Origin of the sequence: Nonomuraea sp. NPDC026600, from assembly GCF_040638335.1 — a bacterium.
GTDB lineage: Bacteria > Actinomycetota > Actinomycetes > Streptosporangiales > Streptosporangiaceae > Nonomuraea.
Genome location: NZ_JBEZYD010000003.1, coordinates 367,747 through 383,001, shown reverse-complemented (window position 1 = coordinate 383,001; position 15,255 = coordinate 367,747). Strand labels below are relative to the sequence as shown.

Below are 15,255 nucleotides of genomic sequence, written 5' to 3'. Positions count from 1 at the left end.
AGTCAGAGGAAGGTGGCGAGGCCATCGAGGAGCCGGTCCACGTCATCGGTGGTGTTGTACGGGGCCAGACCCACTCGCAGGGCGGGGTCCTTGAGCTTCAGCGCGGTGAAAGGCTCGTGGGCGTAGAACGACCCGGCCACCGCCACCACGTCGCGCGCGGCCAAGTGCGCCTGGGCCTCGCGTGCGTCGCGGTCCTGGAGGGTCATCAGGAGCGTCGGGGTGCGGTCGGGGGCGTTCGAGTGCAGGGTGACCGCGTCGCCGAAGGCCCGCAGACCCTCCTGCAGTCTCGTCCGCAGCGACTGCTCGTGCTCATGCATGGAGCCCAGCGATCGCGTCAGCCGCTCCCTGCGCGAGGTCCCCGTACCGGGGTCCATCGCCGCCAGGAAGTCGACGGCGGCGGTGGCGCCCGCCAGGATCTCGTAGGGGAGCGTGCCGAACTCGAAACGCTCAGGAACGGTGTCAGGGGACGGCACGAGCTTGTCCGGGCGCAGGGTTTCGAGGAACTCGGGTGCTGCCGCGAGCACCCCGCAGTGCGGTCCCAGGAACTTGTACGGCGAGCAGACGAACAGATCGGCCCCGAGAGCGGGTACGTCCACAAGGTGGTGCGCGGCGAAGTGGACTCCGTCCACGTACACCAGGGCGCCGACTTCGTGGGCCCGGTCGGCGATCCGGCGGACGGGTGGCTTGGTGCCCAGCACGTTGGAGGCCGCCGTGACCGCGACCAGGCGGGTCCGCGGTGAGAGGGCCCGGTCGTACGAGTCGAGGTCCAGCTCCGTGGTGTCGGCGTCGATCTCGATCCAGCGGACCGTCACTCCGGCGCGCTCGGCCGCCTGGATCCAGGGGCGGACGTTGGCGTCGTGGTCCAGACGGCTGAGGATGATCTCGTCTCCCGCTTTCCAGCCCTTGGCCAGGTGGCGTGAGAAGTCGTAGGTGAGCTGGGTGGCGCTGCGGCCGTGGACGATGCCGTTCGCGGGCATGTGGAGCAGGTCGGCGTAGGCGGCGCGGAAGTCCGCGACGGCACGTTCGGCGTTGAGCTCGGACGGGCTGACGGTTCCCCGGTTGGACAGGGGGCCGGTCAGCGTCGCGGCGATGGCGTCCGCGACGGGGCGGGGGGTCTGCGTTCCGGCCGGCCCGTCGAAGTAGGCGAGGCCGGTCTCGAGGGAGGGGAAATGGGCCCGGAGGGCGGTGAGGTCGATGGCCACAGTCTCGGCTTTCTGTCGGGCGGAGTGCCTTTACTCTGGCGTCGACCTCGCGAGCACGTAAAGCGATGGATCTCGAAGAGAAAGTTCATGATCCATGAAGTCTCAGCCGGATCTGAAGCTCCTGGCCACGTTCCTGGCCGTGGTGCGCCAGGGCTCGATGGCCGAGGCCGCGGCGGCGCTCGGCTACGTGCCCTCGGCGGTGTCCCAGCACATCGCCGCGCTGGAACGCGACATGGGCATCGAACTGATCGTCCGCCGCCCCGGCAGCCGGCTGATCCTCACCGCGGCCGGCCGCTCCCTCGCCCAGGCGACCGAGACGCTCTTCGATGCGACCGCGCGGTTCCAGGACACCGCCAACGGCATCGCGAACCGCGAGATCGCCGAACTGCGCGTCGGGACCTACCCCAGCGCCATGACCTACCTGCTCCCGGAGGTCCTGTCCACGCTCAGGGCTCGCCGCCCGGGTCCCCGGATCCGGCTCATCGTCGTGGAGACGGACGAGGGGGTGCCGAGGGTGAAGTCAGGGGACATGGACCTGCTCGTCGCCTACCGCTACCTGCCCGAGGACCCACCGGCCCCGTCCGAGGCGTTGACGATCACCGTTCTGGGTCGCGAACCGCTGGTCCTGGTCACGGGTGCCGAGCCGGGGCGCCGACGCCCGGTGGAGCTGGCCGAATGCCTGGAACGGGAGTGGGTCTCGGGCCACGCGCACAACCCCGACCGGCGTCTGCTGCTCCGCTGGACCGGAGAGCTCGGGATCGCGCCCCAGGTGACGCTGGAGACCGAGGACCTGCACAGCATGCTCGCCATGATCAGAGCCGGCCTCGCGGTGGGCCTGATCCCGGCCACGCTCCTCGGCGCAGGACACGACGCCGGAATCGAGAGGGTGCTTCTGCCACCCGGGGTCGCTCCGCTCCACCGGGAGATCCTCGCCGTCAGCAGACCCGGCGCCCGCCCCCCGATCGTCAACGAGCTGGTCACGCTCCTGGCCGGTGCCGTGAAGAGCGCGCAGTCGTGAGGACTCACCCCTGCTCACGCGCCTGTTCCGGCACGTCCCAGGAAGGTCGAGGCACCACTGGAAACACATCAGGCACACTCGACATCCGACGGTTGGTAACCCCCTCACCAGGTTGACGGTTTCTGTCAGTGGCGCCGCCTAAAGTGGCAGCATGCGACCGGTCACTGATTTGCAGCGGAAGGTGGCGCCCTTCGAGGTCGTCACCGAGATGACTCCCTCCGGCGACCAGCCGACGGCCATCGCCGAGCTGGAGCGCCGCGTCAAGGCCGGGGAGAAGGACAACGTCCTGCTGGGCGCCACGGGCACCGGCAAGACGGCCTCGATCGCCTGGCTGATCGAGCGATTGCAGCGGCCCACGCTGGTCATGCAGCCCAACAAGACGCTCGCCGCGCAGTTCGCCAACGAACTGCGGGAGATGCTGCCCAACAACGCTGTTGAATATTTCGTCTCTTATTACGACTACTACCAGCCTGAGGCGTACGTCCCGCAGAGCGACACGTACATCGAGAAGGACTCCTCGATCAACGACGAGGTCGAGCGGCTGCGCCACTCGGCGACCAACTCGCTGCTGACCCGCCGCGACACGATCGTGGTGGCCTCCGTGTCCTGCATCTACGGCCTGGGCACGCCGCAGGAATACGTCGACCGCATGGCCAGGCTCCGCGTCGGCATGGACATCGACCGCGACCAGTTGCTGCGCCGCCTGGTCGACATGCAGTACACGCGCAACGACCTCGCCTTCACCCGGGGCACCTTCCGGGTGCGCGGCGACACGATCGAGATCATCCCGAAGTACGAGGAGCTGGCCGTACGCATCGAGATGTTCGGGGACGAGATCGAGAAGCTCGCCACCATGCATCCGCTGACCGGCGAGGTCATCACCGAGGACGAGGAGCTCTACATCTTCCCCGCCTCCCACTACGTCGCGGGCGAGGCGCGGATGGCGGCGGCCGTCACCGGCATCGAGGCGGAGCTGGCCGAACGGCTCTCCGAGCTGGAGCGGCAGGGCAAGCTGCTGGAGGCACAGCGGCTGCGCATGCGCACCACCTACGACATCGAGATGATGCGCCAGATCGGCACCTGCTCCGGCATCGAAAACTACTCGCGCCACATGGACGGCCGCGAGGCGGGCACCGCCCCCAACACGCTGCTCGACTACTTCCCCGAAGACTTCCTGCTGGTCCTCGACGAGTCCCACCAGACCGTGCCGCAGATCGGCGCCATGTACGAGGGCGACGCCTCCCGCAAGCGCACCCTGGTCGACCACGGCTTCCGCCTGCCGTCGGCACTCGACAACCGGCCGCTGAAGTGGGAGGAGTTCCTGGAGCGCATCGGCCAGACCGTCTACCTGTCGGCCACGCCCGGCTCCTACGAGCTGGGCCGGGTCAAGGGCGACGTGGTCGAGCAGGTCATCCGGCCGACCGGGCTGATCGACCCCGAGGTGGTCGTCAAGCCCACCAAGGGGCAGATCGACGACCTGGTCCACGAGATCCGCGAGCGCGCCGACCGCGACGAGCGGGTCCTGGTCACCACGCTGACCAAGAAGATGTCGGAAGACCTCACCGACTACCTGCTCGAGCTGGGCATCCGGGTCCGCTACCTGCACAGCGAGGTCGACACGCTGCGCCGCATCGAGCTGCTGCGCGAGCTGCGCTCCGGCGAGTACGACGTGCTGGTCGGCATCAACCTCCTGCGCGAGGGCCTCGACCTGCCCGAGGTGTCGCTGGTGGCCATCCTCGACGCTGACAAGGAAGGCTTCCTCCGCTCGGAGACCTCCCTGATCCAGACCATCGGCCGGGCCGCCCGTAACGTCTCCGGACAGGTCCACATGTACGCCGACAAGGTCACGCCGTCGATGGAGCGGGCCATCGACGAGACGAACCGGCGGCGGGACAAGCAGATCGCCTACAACAAGGCCAAAGGCATCGACCCGCAGCCGCTCCGCAAGAAGATCGCCGACATCCTCGACTCGCTGCAACGCGAGGACGCCGACACCGACCGGCTCCTCGGGGGCGGCCGCCAGCAGTCGCGCGGCAAGGCACCGGTGCCCGGGTTCGCCGCCCGCCAGGCCGGGCAGCACGCCAAGACCATCGCGGGCGAGATGCCCCGGGCACAGATGGAGTCGTTGATCGAGTCGCTCACCGAGCAGATGCATCAATCGGCGGCCGACCTGCAGTTCGAGGTGGCTGCTCGGTTGCGCGACGAGATCAAGGAGCTCAAGCGGGAGCTGCGGGACATGCGGGAGGCGGGGGTGAAGTAGGCGGCCGACCGGAGAAAGGGCCTCCGCTTCGCTCCGGACGTTCTTTCTCCCCGCCCGTTACCCGATTCGGTGGTTGGCCGTCTGATGCCCACCCGCCCAAAAAGGCCCTCCGCTACGCTCCGGACGTCCTCCCAGGCGGGCTGACGCCCGCCCCCTGAAGGACCTCGCTACGCTCGGACCGCCTTCCAAGAACGCTTCGCCCGGTCGGCTGGTCGGAGCGAGTTGCCTTGGCGGCACCACCATCGAGACCGGTACTGGCTCCTACCGCTCGACCCCTCAGAGCCGCAAGCTGTTGGAGGCGCAGCGGGTCAAGCACGGTGTGGTCAGCCTGCGGGAGCGGCGCCGCGAGCGCCTATCCGCAGCCGGCGTCCAGGATCGCCGGGCGAGCTGAGAGCCAGGAAACGCCCACCCCACTCGTACTGGGTGGGTGTTCGCTGCCCAGGCGTCCAGCCTCGACGATAGACGCCCGAAGCGGAACGTGGAGGAAAGATCAATATCAGAGTACGAGGATTCCCACTCATGGAGGAAGACCCTCTACCTATAGCAGGGGGTATACGGCGCCCTCACAAGCTACGTTCATGACTGGCCCGAATGGCGAGGGACGTGAACGCCGCACGGCTAGGCAGTCCCAGGCGCTCCCAGGCGTCCTTGTCTGGCCGTGCGGTCCCCATTCTCAATCACCCGAGCGGAGCTTCTCTCACGGGTGACTACGTCCTAGCCCGCGCGCACCTTGACGCGCATGCCCGCATCATTGAGCATCAAGTGCATTCGGATTCGATTTCCCGAGAGGCGCGATCAATGAGGCTCAGACTCCTCGGCACGTCCAGCGGTAAGAACGGCTGCCCAGCTCTCTACGAGACCGACCGTGGCACCTACGTCGTCCAGGGCAAACGCGTAAACGATCCGGAAGCGATAGCCGATCTCGTCGACGTACGCGACGACGAGATCTATGTCGAGGTCCCGCCAGAGGTGCTGAGGCTCGCGCCAGGACCGCAGGAGTGAACGGAAGGTTCCTGACGAGAACCGAGTGGGTCGAGGCCCTGCATGCCTTCCAGCACACCGCGTTCCGGCTCGAAGTCCGCGAGAACTACGGCGAGACCGAGGAGGAGCCCATCGTCCGTCAGTTCCTCGACAGCGGAGAGATCGACGAGTCCTACATGGACGACTGGACCGCCGAGCTGGCACCCCGCCTCTCGGCCGGCGAGCGCATGGAGCGGGTTCGCGTCGTATCGGAGCCGCACTCGGACTACACCCGGTTCGGCCTGGCTCTTGCCCGCTTCAACGTCCAGGCGGGTGAGGACATCCGGTATCTGCCTCGCCCGCAGGCCGCCCAGCTCGGCTTGCCGGACCACGACTTCTGGCTGATCGACTCCACTACGCTCCTCATGCTGAGGTTTGGAGACGATGATGTTCTCCTCGGCGCCGACCTTGTCACCGATCCCGCTGTGGTTGTGAAGCACTGCTACTACCGGGACGTGGCCCAGCACTACGCCGTCCCGTGGCAGGAGTACACCGAGCAGGATGTCCACCTACGAGAGAGCCCGTGAAGCTCTTGGGATTCGCCTACGTGAACTTCGGCGAGACGCTCGGCTGACCGGCCAGCAGCTCGCCGAGGCTCACGGCTGGCACCGCACGAAGATCTACAAGATCGAGGGCGGGAAGCAGACTCCCTCAGACGCCGACCTGGAGGCATGGGCGGCGACATGCAACGTCCCCGAGCAGACCCCCGAGTTGATCGCCGCACTGCGCTCTCTTGAAGGCCAGTACGTCGAGTTCCGCCGCATGTTCCGGCGCGGTATGGCGGCCCAACAGCAAACATTCGCCGAAGCTGAGGCGGAAGCCGCCATCATCCGCAACTTCGAGTCCTGCTTCGTGCCTGGCCTGCTCCAGACACCCGAGTACGCCCGCTATCGCCTCCAAGAGGCGATCACCTCCGACGGCGCTCACGATGACCTCGATGAGTCGGTCACCGCCAGGATGGCGCGCCAGCAGATCCTCTACGCGCCGGGCCGCCGCTTCCACTTCGTGATCACCGAATCTGTGCTTCGGCTGCAACTGTGCCCGCCCGAGGTTCTGGCCGGCCAACTCGACAAGCTGGCAGTCTCCTCCACGCTGCGCACCGTGCGACTCGGCGTTGTTCCCTTCGCCACGGTCCTGCCGGTCGCCCCCGTGCACGGGTTCTGGATCTTCGATGATCGGTGGGTGTCGGTCGAGACCATCACCGCTGCGCTCACCATCACCCAGGCTCCCGAAGTCGGCACGTACTTGCGTACCTTCGCCCAGCTGGCCGACGTGGCGATCTACGGTCGCGAGGCTCGCGCGCTGATCGAGAACGTTGTTGACGACTTGGAGCCTCGCCGCTAAGGAAGATGCTCCAAGATGCGCGGGGTGCTCTGCCTCTTTAATAGTGCTGCATCTTGAAGCACAATGCTTCAGAGTGCGTACCCAGCAGTCGTACCGTCCTTGGCATGGACAGTCACGGGTCCGTAGCCCCCACGCTGATGTGCGCCTTCCCCACCTGGGTGGTTGGGCGGCGGCAGGACCGCGTCTGGCAGGCCCGGCACAGGGCCTGGCATCGAGGGCGGCAGCCGCTCGCCGACCGGCGCGCCGGGCTACTCCAAGAGGCCATTTGGGAGACCAATATCCGCGGGGTGGTGTCGTGACCGCGGCCACCGTACTTCCGGTGCCGTACCTCGCACCCCGCAGCGCCGAGAAGATCGACCTCAAGGTTGTTCTGGCGCGCTACGACGGTGCGACGGATGGTCGCAGGCTGTCATACCCCGATCCGGTAGAGGACGACTGGCAGATGGGTGTGCTGTGGGCTCGCCAGGAGGGCCACCGGCACGGCACACCTCTGTGGGACCAGGTGCACACCTTGAGGCAGCGGGAGTGCATGCTGAACGCGCTGTGCCAGGTGTGCGGGGGAACCGCCCTGGACGCGTCCAGTGGACGCCTGCGGTGGGTCTTTCCCCGGCCGGCGCCCTCCGCGTCGCTGTATGCGACCAAGCCCGCCACGTGTTTCGGGTGCATCCCGCAGGCGATCCGGTCATGCCCGCGTCTCCGCACCGAGGCGCACGTCTATACCTCGGGCGGCGAGTACGAGCCGTACGGCGTGCTGGGAGACGTCGTCACCCTGAACCCCGACGGAGCGCCTCGGCTCACCCTCAGCCAGGACGTTCCGCTGGATGCCTTCCACCGGCTCGAATACACCCTCGCGCGGGCTCTCACCGTGCATGTCCGGGATCTGCGCCGCGAGGCGCTCCCCTAGACAGCCTGGCTTCCGCTTCCCTCGGCATTGGTCGCGGGAGCCGGGCCTCAGCCCCTTGCCCTCTGTCGCCCCTCAAGTGACAAGGGCTCCGGGAATGTAAGACCCGGCGGCCCGTCAAGCCGCCGTGCGGGTGGCCTCGCCTCAGGGCTGGAGGGCCTCCGGGCGAGGCAACCCACAACCAGCTACACCACCAACCTGGAGCCTCGATGGATAGAACGCCCTGATCTCGATAGGCATCGCCGCCGTCGGCACGCTGGCCGTCGTCGTGGCGGTCTTGATCTACGCCCCTCTCGTCGATGCGCGTGTGCAGCGAGCGTCCAGCGCGTGGGTGTCAGAGCATTCCGGCCTCCGATCGGAGCAGGGTCGAGAGGGTGTCGGGGTCTGCTGACGCGATTCCCTTCGCGGCGAACCAGGTGGCCACGTTGCGGGCGTCCCGGTCGAGGAACTGCGGGCCCGTGGGATGGGAGATCACGTCGACGATCTGGGGAAGGTCGATGATGACCAGCCTGCCCTCGCGGACCAGCAGGTTGTACGCCGACAGGTCGCCGTGAGCCAGACCCTCCCTGGCCAGGATGACCAGCGCCTCCACCAGTTGCGCCCAGAGGTCGTCCAGGTCCTCCGAGACGTTGGCGAGGCGGGGTGCCGCGTAGCCGTCCGGGGCGCCGATGAATTCCTGGAGGATTTCGGTGCCGACGATCTGCACCGGATAGGGGACCGGCAGCCCGAGTTCGGTCAAGCGACACAGGGCGCCGAATTCGGCCGCGGCCCACTGGCCGGCGATGAGCTGTTTGCCGAAGGCGGTGCGGTTGGCCATGGCCCGGTTCATGCGGCTTTCGCGGGTGCTGCGGCCTTCCAGGTAGCCGGCGTCCCGGTGGAACAAGCGGTGTTCCGCTGAGCGGTAGCGTTTGGCGGCCAGCAGGCAGATCCGGTCCGTGTCCGGTACGCCGCGGGAGACCAGGTGGACGTCTGCCTCCTTGCCGGTTTTCAGGATGCCGAGTTCGGTGTCCACGGCGGCGAGCTCGGTGACGAGCCAGTCCGGGTGCGGTTTCGGGCCGCGCTCGGTGGGTGTGCTCTGGTCCCAGGTCGACCAGCGGTCACCCACAGGTGGTCCGTCGTCCACGGGGGCGCTGTCGAGCCATTCGAGATCATCGGCGTCGAGGGCGTACTTGCCCCGGCGGCGGGGCGAGGAGTGCTTGGGCACGGTGGGATTTCTCCAGGAATGAGGCCCACCGGCTCAGCGATCAGATGGGTGAGAACCCGGTGGGGAGGTCAGAGGACGCGGAAAACGGCACGCGAACAGTCGTCATCACGGTCTCAACCTCCCTTCGCCCTCCACGTACAGCGCTGTGATACCCACCGACTACGCGGTTGGGTAACGCGCTGTGGTCAGCCTGGCTGAGTATGCCGAGCGGGGCCTGGCTGCGGCAACTCAATTTCCGGCCCCCTCCCTTCACGTACTCTTACCCACCCACCCAAACCGGCGCATCACCGTCTGCGACTTCATGGCTGGAGGAGTTCTTGGCGCGTCCGCTCCACATCGGCACGTACAACGATGACCGGCCGGACGGCCCGGACCTCGCGGTCAGCCGAGATAGCAGGAATTCCGGCCGTGAGCGGATCTTGAACTCTCTGACCGCGGAAATATCGAGGTACCGAGCTCCGTCGTGGGGTTCGCGCCAGCCGTGCTTCCGAGATTGCGCCCGTGATCGACTGATGGCCGCTTCTGCTCATACCTCGGCTCGACCCGAGTAGGAAAGCGCGCCCCGGCTGGTTGACCAGAGGTGGAATCCATTGCTGGCTCCTGCTCTGAGGGGGCCTATAACCGGTTGCGCGCCGGCCTGGGCATGCCGCCAGAATGGCCGCATGACCGCGCCCGCCGACCTGGCCCGGCTGCCGGCAGTGTGGGGTTTCCCCCCGGGCACGACGATCACCCGAGCCGAGCAGGGGACCAACAACCAGACGTTCATGCTCCGCCAGGGGGAGCTCCGGTTCGTGCTCCGGGTCAGCCAGACCCTGTCCGCCGCGCAGGTCGGTGCTGAGCACCGGATCCTGCGGTGGCTTCGGCAGGTCGGACTTCCCTTCCAGGTGCCTGAGCCGGTCGCCGCGCCCAGCGGGGACACGGTGATCGAGACTGCGGCCGGGCCGGCCACCGTCTGCCGGTGGATCCCCGGCGTGCGCCCCGATCTCACGGGCCAGACGGCACTCGAGCGCTTCGGCCGGGCGGCCGGGCTGCTCGGCGAGGCGATGCTGGGCGTGCCGCCAGAAGACGGGCTGGGGGACTGGCGCGGTGACCCTCTCCTGGCGCATCCCGCCGTACCGCACGTCGGCGCCCTTTGCCGTCAGCTGCGCGCTGCCGGGTTCAGCGCGGAGCAGGCCGCCCTCCTCGACGCCATGGCAGGCCGCGTCGGGCAGGAGTGGCTTGCCGGCGACGGCGTGCTGCCGACCCAGGTCATCCACGGTGACCTGGCGGTCTGGAACGTGCTGGTCGACGAGGACACCAGGGAGGTGAGCGGGCTGCTCGACTTCGAGTTCGCCGGGGTCGGCTTTCTGGTCCAGGACGTGATGGCGGCGCTGTTCTACAGCGGGGCCCTGGAGACGCGCGACTGGCAGCTTCGCACGGCGGCCTTCCTGCGGGGGTACGCCTCGGTCCGCCCGCTGGACGCCGCCGAGGCCGACGCGCTGCCCCGGCTGCTCCTCGCCCGGGCGGTCGGCAGCGTCCTGTGGCGGGCGGGCCTCTGGCTGAGCGGGAAGGCCCAGTTCGGCGAGGTCGCCGACCGAATCCGCAAGCTGGAGGACATGACCCGCTGGCTCGACGCCAACGGCGGAAAGCTCCGGTCACTCGCGGCCGCCGGCGGGTACGGGTGACTTTCGGAAGTACGGCCGACTGGGAGCGGGCCATCGCCAAGTTCCGCCAGCTGCCCGCTGAGCACGTCCTCCAGTCCGCCGCCGCGCTCACCGAGCCGCCGATCGCGATCGAAGCCCTATGGGACGGCGACACGACAGGCTGGGGAGTCTGGCTCGGCGCGATCGTTCTCGCTGACGGCAAACCGGCCGAACGGAGCTTGGGCTTCCTCCGCGGGCTCGGCGGCGACATTCGGCTGTTCAACGCCCAGGTACCCCCATGGCCTGAAGCGGAGGCCGCAGCCTGGGCCGGCCGGATGATCGCGGACCAGTTCAACGTCCCGTTCTGGTTCCCCTCACCCATCTACCCGGAAGACGACTGCCCGCGATACCTGGAGAGGCACCTCGGCATCCCATGCGCCCGATGCGGCATCCCCCTCCTCCAGCGCGGCGCATGTCCTTGGAAAGGAGTCTGCTACCACTGCCACCTGGAAAGCTCCCGTCGGACCCCCGAGTAGTACGATGTCTCTGCCGATCTGGGCTTACTCAGGCGGTTGTCGTCCCGTCCCAGTTGAGCTGACACAGGTACAGGCCTGTGACCTGCGGTGCGTCAGATTTGATGGGGTTCTGGTCGGACGATTCGGCCCACGTCCTCCGCCACGGCTCGCCACCGAAATCTGACGCGGCGGCTTCGGAAATCGACAGGGGTCGTCAACGCCCGCGAGGCCGCGGACGAGCAGGTCATCCGTGACGCCCGCATGGCAGTACGGACTGCGAGGTCCGCGCGGCCGGGGATGTCGATGATGTCGGTCAGCGATCGGGTGCCGCTGGTCGGCGGGCTATCGGTACATCCGCTGTGAGGGAAGCGCCCTCGTGGTCCGGCGCCGCACACAGCACGCCAGGAAAGATCCGTCATCGTGCGTCGCGTATCCCGAGAATGTATGTCGCGGTAAGCGCAACGGCACGGTCCTCGTCATGTGACAGATCTGCGAGGGCTCGTGACGCTGTGGTTCCCGGGACGTCCGCGAGCGCCTGTGTCAGCCGTCGACGTGCGGACGGTTCGACGGTGCCGTGGGCAAGGCGATCAACGAGCCCGGTAGCGATCTGATCCGCCAACGCGGGACGACTCGCCAGCGCGCTCAGGGCGTCGGCTGCATCGACGTCATTCGTGCCCTCGACGACGATATCGATGAGAGTCGGGATCGTGTCGGCTACTCCACGTGCCCCGAGTGCTAGAGCCGCATACCTGCGGACCGCGATGTCGGGGTTCGTGAGGGCCTCCTGCAGCAGTGTGGTCGCCGCACCGTTCGGAATCTCGGCGATGGACTGGACGGCACGTTTGCGCACCTCGGCTGCTGATGCGCCGAGGCCCTCCGCCAGCAGCGCCAAGCCGTCATCGCCCGATTGCGCCAAAGCCCAGCGAAGGGCTCCGGCGACGTGCGGGTCCGTCTCGCTCAGCGCTGCCTCGACCAGCGCTTCCACTGGCATCGGAGCCTCTTCGACTGAGGACAAGGCCGCGCGCTGGCGCTTGTCGGCGTTCTTCGACCCCAGCGCCTGGAGGAGCGCGACGATCTGGAGGACGTCCTCCCAACCGGCGGGTTCTACGGCGTCGATCCGACGCAGTCGCGTGAGCAGCTCCGTCTCAGCCGCGATGCGTTCTCGCGTCTGGCGGATGAGGTCGTCGACGAGCTCTGAGGGCGTGAAGCCGGGATCATCGAGCGCGCGCCCGACTTCACGCAGCGACAGCCCCAACGACCGCAGGCTCTCGATCTGGAAGATCCGCCGGATGTCCTCGCCGGAGTACTCGCGATAGCCCGCCTCGGTACGACCCGTTGGCCGCACCAGGCCGAGCGAGTCGTAATGCCGGAGCATGCGGGCGCTGACCCCGGACCGCCGTGCCACATCACCGATCAACACTGCCCATCACTCCTCCTTGCCGGTGCCGCCGAGGGCTACGACGCGCTTGGCCTCCTCGATCGCGAACTCGAATCCGGCATCCGGGTCGCGCAACAGTCGTTCCGTGGCGATCGCGTGGGCGCGTACGCGCGGGTCGAGATCCGCCATCGCAGCGCTCAGCGTGGGCACGATCACCTCGCCGAGCGCGATCAGCGCCCGGCTGAGGCTCAGCTGCGTCTCACGTTCGCCGCGCCCGAGCTGTGTCGACAACACCGCGGCCAATTCCGGCTCTTCGCCTGCGGGCACGAGCACGACCGCTGCCCGCCAAGCGCTCCGCGCCACCTCATCGTCGGTGTCGGACAGAAGCGCCCGTGTGATCGCCGGCCACGCCTGCCGATCCCCGATCTTGGACAGCGTGTGCAGCGCCTGGCTTCGTGCCTGCGCACGCCCCGAGCGGAGTTCCTTGAGAAGCTCTGGAATCGTCATGGATATTGAGTGGCGGGTGAGTGCCCACGTCAGCATATCGCGCACATAGAACTCGGGTTCGATCGCGCATCGTTCGATGAGCTTGTCGATGAACCGCGGGTCAGGGGCCGTACCGACCGCCATCGCCGCCCGCAGCCGCACTGACGAGCGGCTGTCCTCCAGCCCCTGGAAAGCTCGGATCGTATCCGTGTCCTGTTCCTGCATGGTCATCGGGACCACCTCCTTGGCAACAGTGAAGACCTTGTCACCGTGTCAAGGTCAAGCGAAGCCGAGTCTGATCATTCCCGACAGACAAACGAGAAGGATCCCCAGTTCACAGCCTCGGATCTCTTGGGCGAGGCGCGACGCCTGATCGCTTCTCTGGCCTAGCGTCTCACAAATCATCACAAGCAAACGCTTGGCCGCCTAGCTGAGCAACTCAGACAGCTTGTCCGACCCCGACCGCAGACTCTCCGGATCCGGGTGAACGTAGACACGCTTCGTGAACGACAGGTCACTGTGACCCGCCCACGCCGACACCACCGTGTCCGGCACCCCGTTGTTCGCCATCCACGACAGGCAGGCATGCCGGGCGTCGTACAGTCGGACCTTGCGCACGCCCGCCTGTTCCATGAGCCTGTACGCCTGCCGCCGCAGCTTGCTGGTCTTCCACGGCCGCCCCAGCTCATCAACCAGGACGTAGCCGCTGTCCTGATATGCCGCCCCGGCCGCCAGCTTCTCCGCTGCCTGCAGAGCCTTGAACGTGCGTAACGCTCGATGGACCGGCGCGGGGGCGGGAAGAGTCCTCTCGCCGGCGTCCGACTTGGGCCCCTTCTCGACGACCTTGACGCGCTGGCCCAACTCGCGAGAGTCGTCATAGACGATCGTCCGAGTGTTTCCGATGGCGATCGTCCCCGCGTCGAGGTCCACGTCTTCCTCCCAGCGCAGCCCACAAACCTCGGCGGGCCTGCTGGCGATGAGCGCGAGCAGCATCACCGCGAACAGGCGATCAGCGCTGATGGCGGCGATGAATGCCTTGACCTCGGCCGGAGTCCACGGCTTGACCTTGGGCTTGACCGCCCTGTTCTTCTGCTCGCGGGAGATGGTGATGTCCAAGGCGACGTTCCGGACAACCAGATGGCGCCGGACGGCGAGGTTCAGCGCTGCACGCAGCCTGCCAAGCGTGAGCCGCACGGACCGCAGTCCCAGCCCGGTTCCTGGCGTGCCAGCGCGCCGCCGCCCTTTGGTCAGCATCCAGTCGATCAGGTCTTCGATGTCATCCTCGGTGAGTTGTTGCAGGGGTTTATGCCCGAGCCGCAGCCGTACGGGCCGGATGGCGTGCGCGTAGTTGGCGGCTGTCCCCTCCTCGACGTCTCGCGTGGAGAACTTGATCCAGGCGTCGAGCAGTTCATTGACCGTCATCTGATGCGGGATGATCAGGGTGCCCGTGTTCCGCTGGTGCGCGATGCGGGCGTACTCGGCCTTGGCCTCCTTCCTCGTGTCCTTCGTGACGGTGAGCTGCTTACGCTTGCCATTCTCATCGCGGCCGATGTCCACGACGAACCGATAGCGCGTGGTGCCGTCCTTCAGCGTGACGGTCTTGATGGGGTCTCTCGCCACATCGCGCTCCTCCCTGAGGGTGTGGATGAGTTTGCCGCACGTGCTGTCTGCGATGCACGGCCTTGAGGGGAAGAAAGATCTAGCGCCGGGGCGCCATCCCAGGACACTATCCGCGAGGATACGATTCGCTTACTGGACTATTTACGCGTTCCGGGCATAGCAGTGTATTCCGACCGCATTACGGGCATGGCCGTAACCCTCGGTGAGGTCGCATACCCGCTCCGGCGTCCCTTCATAGTGGCGCACTAGAAATCGACTTCTGTCCTGTTCCGTAAAAATCCAACCTGAATTAAAGTTCTCGCACTGCCGCGAATGCCTCGGGAAAAGGAATGTCGCAGCATGGCCGCCGCATCTGCGACGTCGGCCACGAAGGGGTGGACGAGTGAAAGATCGCAAGACACGCTGGATCATGTTTGGCGTGACCGGCGCCACGTGGAGCGCGCTTGTAATCACCATGGCGATCCAGCCGCATATCCAGGTGTACATGACCGTGTGGTTGGCGACGCTGATCAGCAGTTTCACCAGCGTCGCGCTCTGGATGACACGGCCCGACCATGGGCTTCTCAGCCACGTCAGGCTGAAGCTTGCCACGCTTCGCCTCGACGAGGCGATCATGGAAGAAGCCGCCGTGGTAGAGAGAGCCAAAGCCGACCGTATATCCGGCCGCCTGGAGTCCGTCGCTTAA

Annotated in this window: 15 protein-coding genes; 10 read left to right on the top strand and 5 right to left on the bottom strand. The window is 67.1% G+C overall.

Translation table 11 applies throughout. The features are described 5' to 3' along the window. Window positions 1–2: 2 nt before the first annotated feature. Window positions 3–1,202: a cysteine desulfurase-like protein gene (locus tag AB0F17_RS08910; protein ID WP_358018609.1), complete on the bottom strand. Its 1,200-nt coding sequence runs from the start codon at window positions 1,200–1,202 to the stop codon at window positions 3–5. 94 nt (window positions 1,203–1,296) lie between these two features. Between AB0F17_RS08910 and AB0F17_RS08905 the strand changes: the two genes are divergently transcribed. From AB0F17_RS08905 to AB0F17_RS08875, 7 genes are all read left to right on the top strand, one after another. Then, on the top strand, window positions 1,297–2,220 hold the full coding sequence (locus AB0F17_RS08905; protein ID WP_358018606.1) for a LysR family transcriptional regulator: 924 nt from the start codon (window positions 1,297–1,299) through the stop codon (window positions 2,218–2,220). Window positions 2,221–2,371: 151 nt separating this feature from the next. After that, window positions 2,372–4,480, top strand: a complete 2,109-nt coding sequence (uvrB, locus tag AB0F17_RS08900) for an excinuclease ABC subunit UvrB (protein WP_358018603.1) — start codon at window positions 2,372–2,374, stop codon at window positions 4,478–4,480. A 798-nt stretch (window positions 4,481–5,278) separates the two neighbouring features. Beyond that, window positions 5,279–5,482 carry a hypothetical protein gene (locus AB0F17_RS08895; RefSeq protein WP_358018600.1) on the top strand — a complete coding sequence of 68 codons (204 nt, stop codon included), beginning with the start codon at window positions 5,279–5,281 and terminating at the stop codon, window positions 5,480–5,482. Then, window positions 5,479–6,027, top strand: coding sequence for a DUF6879 family protein (locus AB0F17_RS08890; RefSeq protein WP_358018597.1), 549 nt, complete (start codon window positions 5,479–5,481; stop codon window positions 6,025–6,027). Before AB0F17_RS08895 ends, AB0F17_RS08890 begins: the two co-directional genes overlap by 4 nt. After that, on the top strand, window positions 6,002–6,844 hold the full coding sequence (locus AB0F17_RS08885; protein WP_358018594.1) for a helix-turn-helix transcriptional regulator: 843 nt from the start codon (window positions 6,002–6,004) through the stop codon (window positions 6,842–6,844). Before AB0F17_RS08890 ends, AB0F17_RS08885 begins: the two co-directional genes overlap by 26 nt. 104 nt (window positions 6,845–6,948) lie before the next feature. Beyond that, on the top strand, window positions 6,949–7,143 hold the full coding sequence (locus AB0F17_RS08880) for a hypothetical protein (protein WP_358018591.1): 195 nt from the start codon (window positions 6,949–6,951) through the stop codon (window positions 7,141–7,143). After that, window positions 7,140–7,748 (top strand): hypothetical protein, encoded by a 609-nt coding sequence (locus AB0F17_RS08875; protein ID WP_358018589.1) that lies wholly within the window; start codon window positions 7,140–7,142, stop codon window positions 7,746–7,748. The genes AB0F17_RS08880 and AB0F17_RS08875 overlap by 4 nt, the downstream gene beginning before the upstream one ends. Before the next feature lie 331 nt (window positions 7,749–8,079). Here AB0F17_RS08875 and AB0F17_RS08870 read toward each other — a convergent pair whose 3' ends face one another. Further along, the gene (locus tag AB0F17_RS08870) at window positions 8,080–8,949 is read right to left on the bottom strand and encodes an RIO1 family regulatory kinase/ATPase (RefSeq protein ID WP_358018586.1); all 870 of its coding nucleotides are present in this window, start codon (window positions 8,947–8,949) and stop codon (window positions 8,080–8,082) included. A gap of 662 nt (window positions 8,950–9,611) precedes the next feature. On the opposite strand from AB0F17_RS08870, the gene AB0F17_RS08865 reads away from it, so the two are divergent. Together AB0F17_RS08865 and AB0F17_RS08860 are read left to right on the top strand one after the other, a co-directional pair. After that, window positions 9,612–10,613, top strand: coding sequence for a phosphotransferase (locus AB0F17_RS08865; RefSeq protein ID WP_358018583.1), 1,002 nt, complete (start codon window positions 9,612–9,614; stop codon window positions 10,611–10,613). After that, window positions 10,610–11,107, top strand: a complete 498-nt coding sequence (locus tag AB0F17_RS08860; protein ID WP_358018580.1) for a hypothetical protein — start codon at window positions 10,610–10,612, stop codon at window positions 11,105–11,107. The genes AB0F17_RS08865 and AB0F17_RS08860 overlap by 4 nt, the downstream gene beginning before the upstream one ends. Window positions 11,108–11,501: 394 nt before the next feature. On the opposite strand, the gene AB0F17_RS08855 is transcribed toward AB0F17_RS08860, so the two are convergent. From AB0F17_RS08855 to AB0F17_RS08845, 3 genes are all read right to left on the bottom strand, one after another. Beyond that, on the bottom strand, window positions 11,502–12,506 hold the full coding sequence (locus tag AB0F17_RS08855) for a HEAT repeat domain-containing protein (protein WP_358018577.1): 1,005 nt from the start codon (window positions 12,504–12,506) through the stop codon (window positions 11,502–11,504). A 6-nt stretch (window positions 12,507–12,512) separates the two neighbouring features. Then, the gene (locus tag AB0F17_RS08850) at window positions 12,513–13,181 is read right to left on the bottom strand and encodes a HEAT repeat domain-containing protein (RefSeq protein ID WP_358018574.1); all 669 of its coding nucleotides are present in this window, start codon (window positions 13,179–13,181) and stop codon (window positions 12,513–12,515) included. Window positions 13,182–13,376: 195 nt separating this feature from the next. Further along, a complete protein-coding gene (locus AB0F17_RS08845; RefSeq protein WP_358018571.1) occupies window positions 13,377–14,570 on the bottom strand; it encodes a tyrosine-type recombinase/integrase in 1,194 nt (397 codons plus the stop codon). Window positions 14,571–14,952: 382 nt separating this feature from the next. Between AB0F17_RS08845 and AB0F17_RS08840 the strand changes: the two genes are divergently transcribed. Continuing rightward, window positions 14,953–15,255 carry a hypothetical protein gene (locus AB0F17_RS08840; RefSeq protein WP_358018568.1) on the top strand — a complete coding sequence of 101 codons (303 nt, stop codon included), beginning with the start codon at window positions 14,953–14,955 and terminating at the stop codon, window positions 15,253–15,255.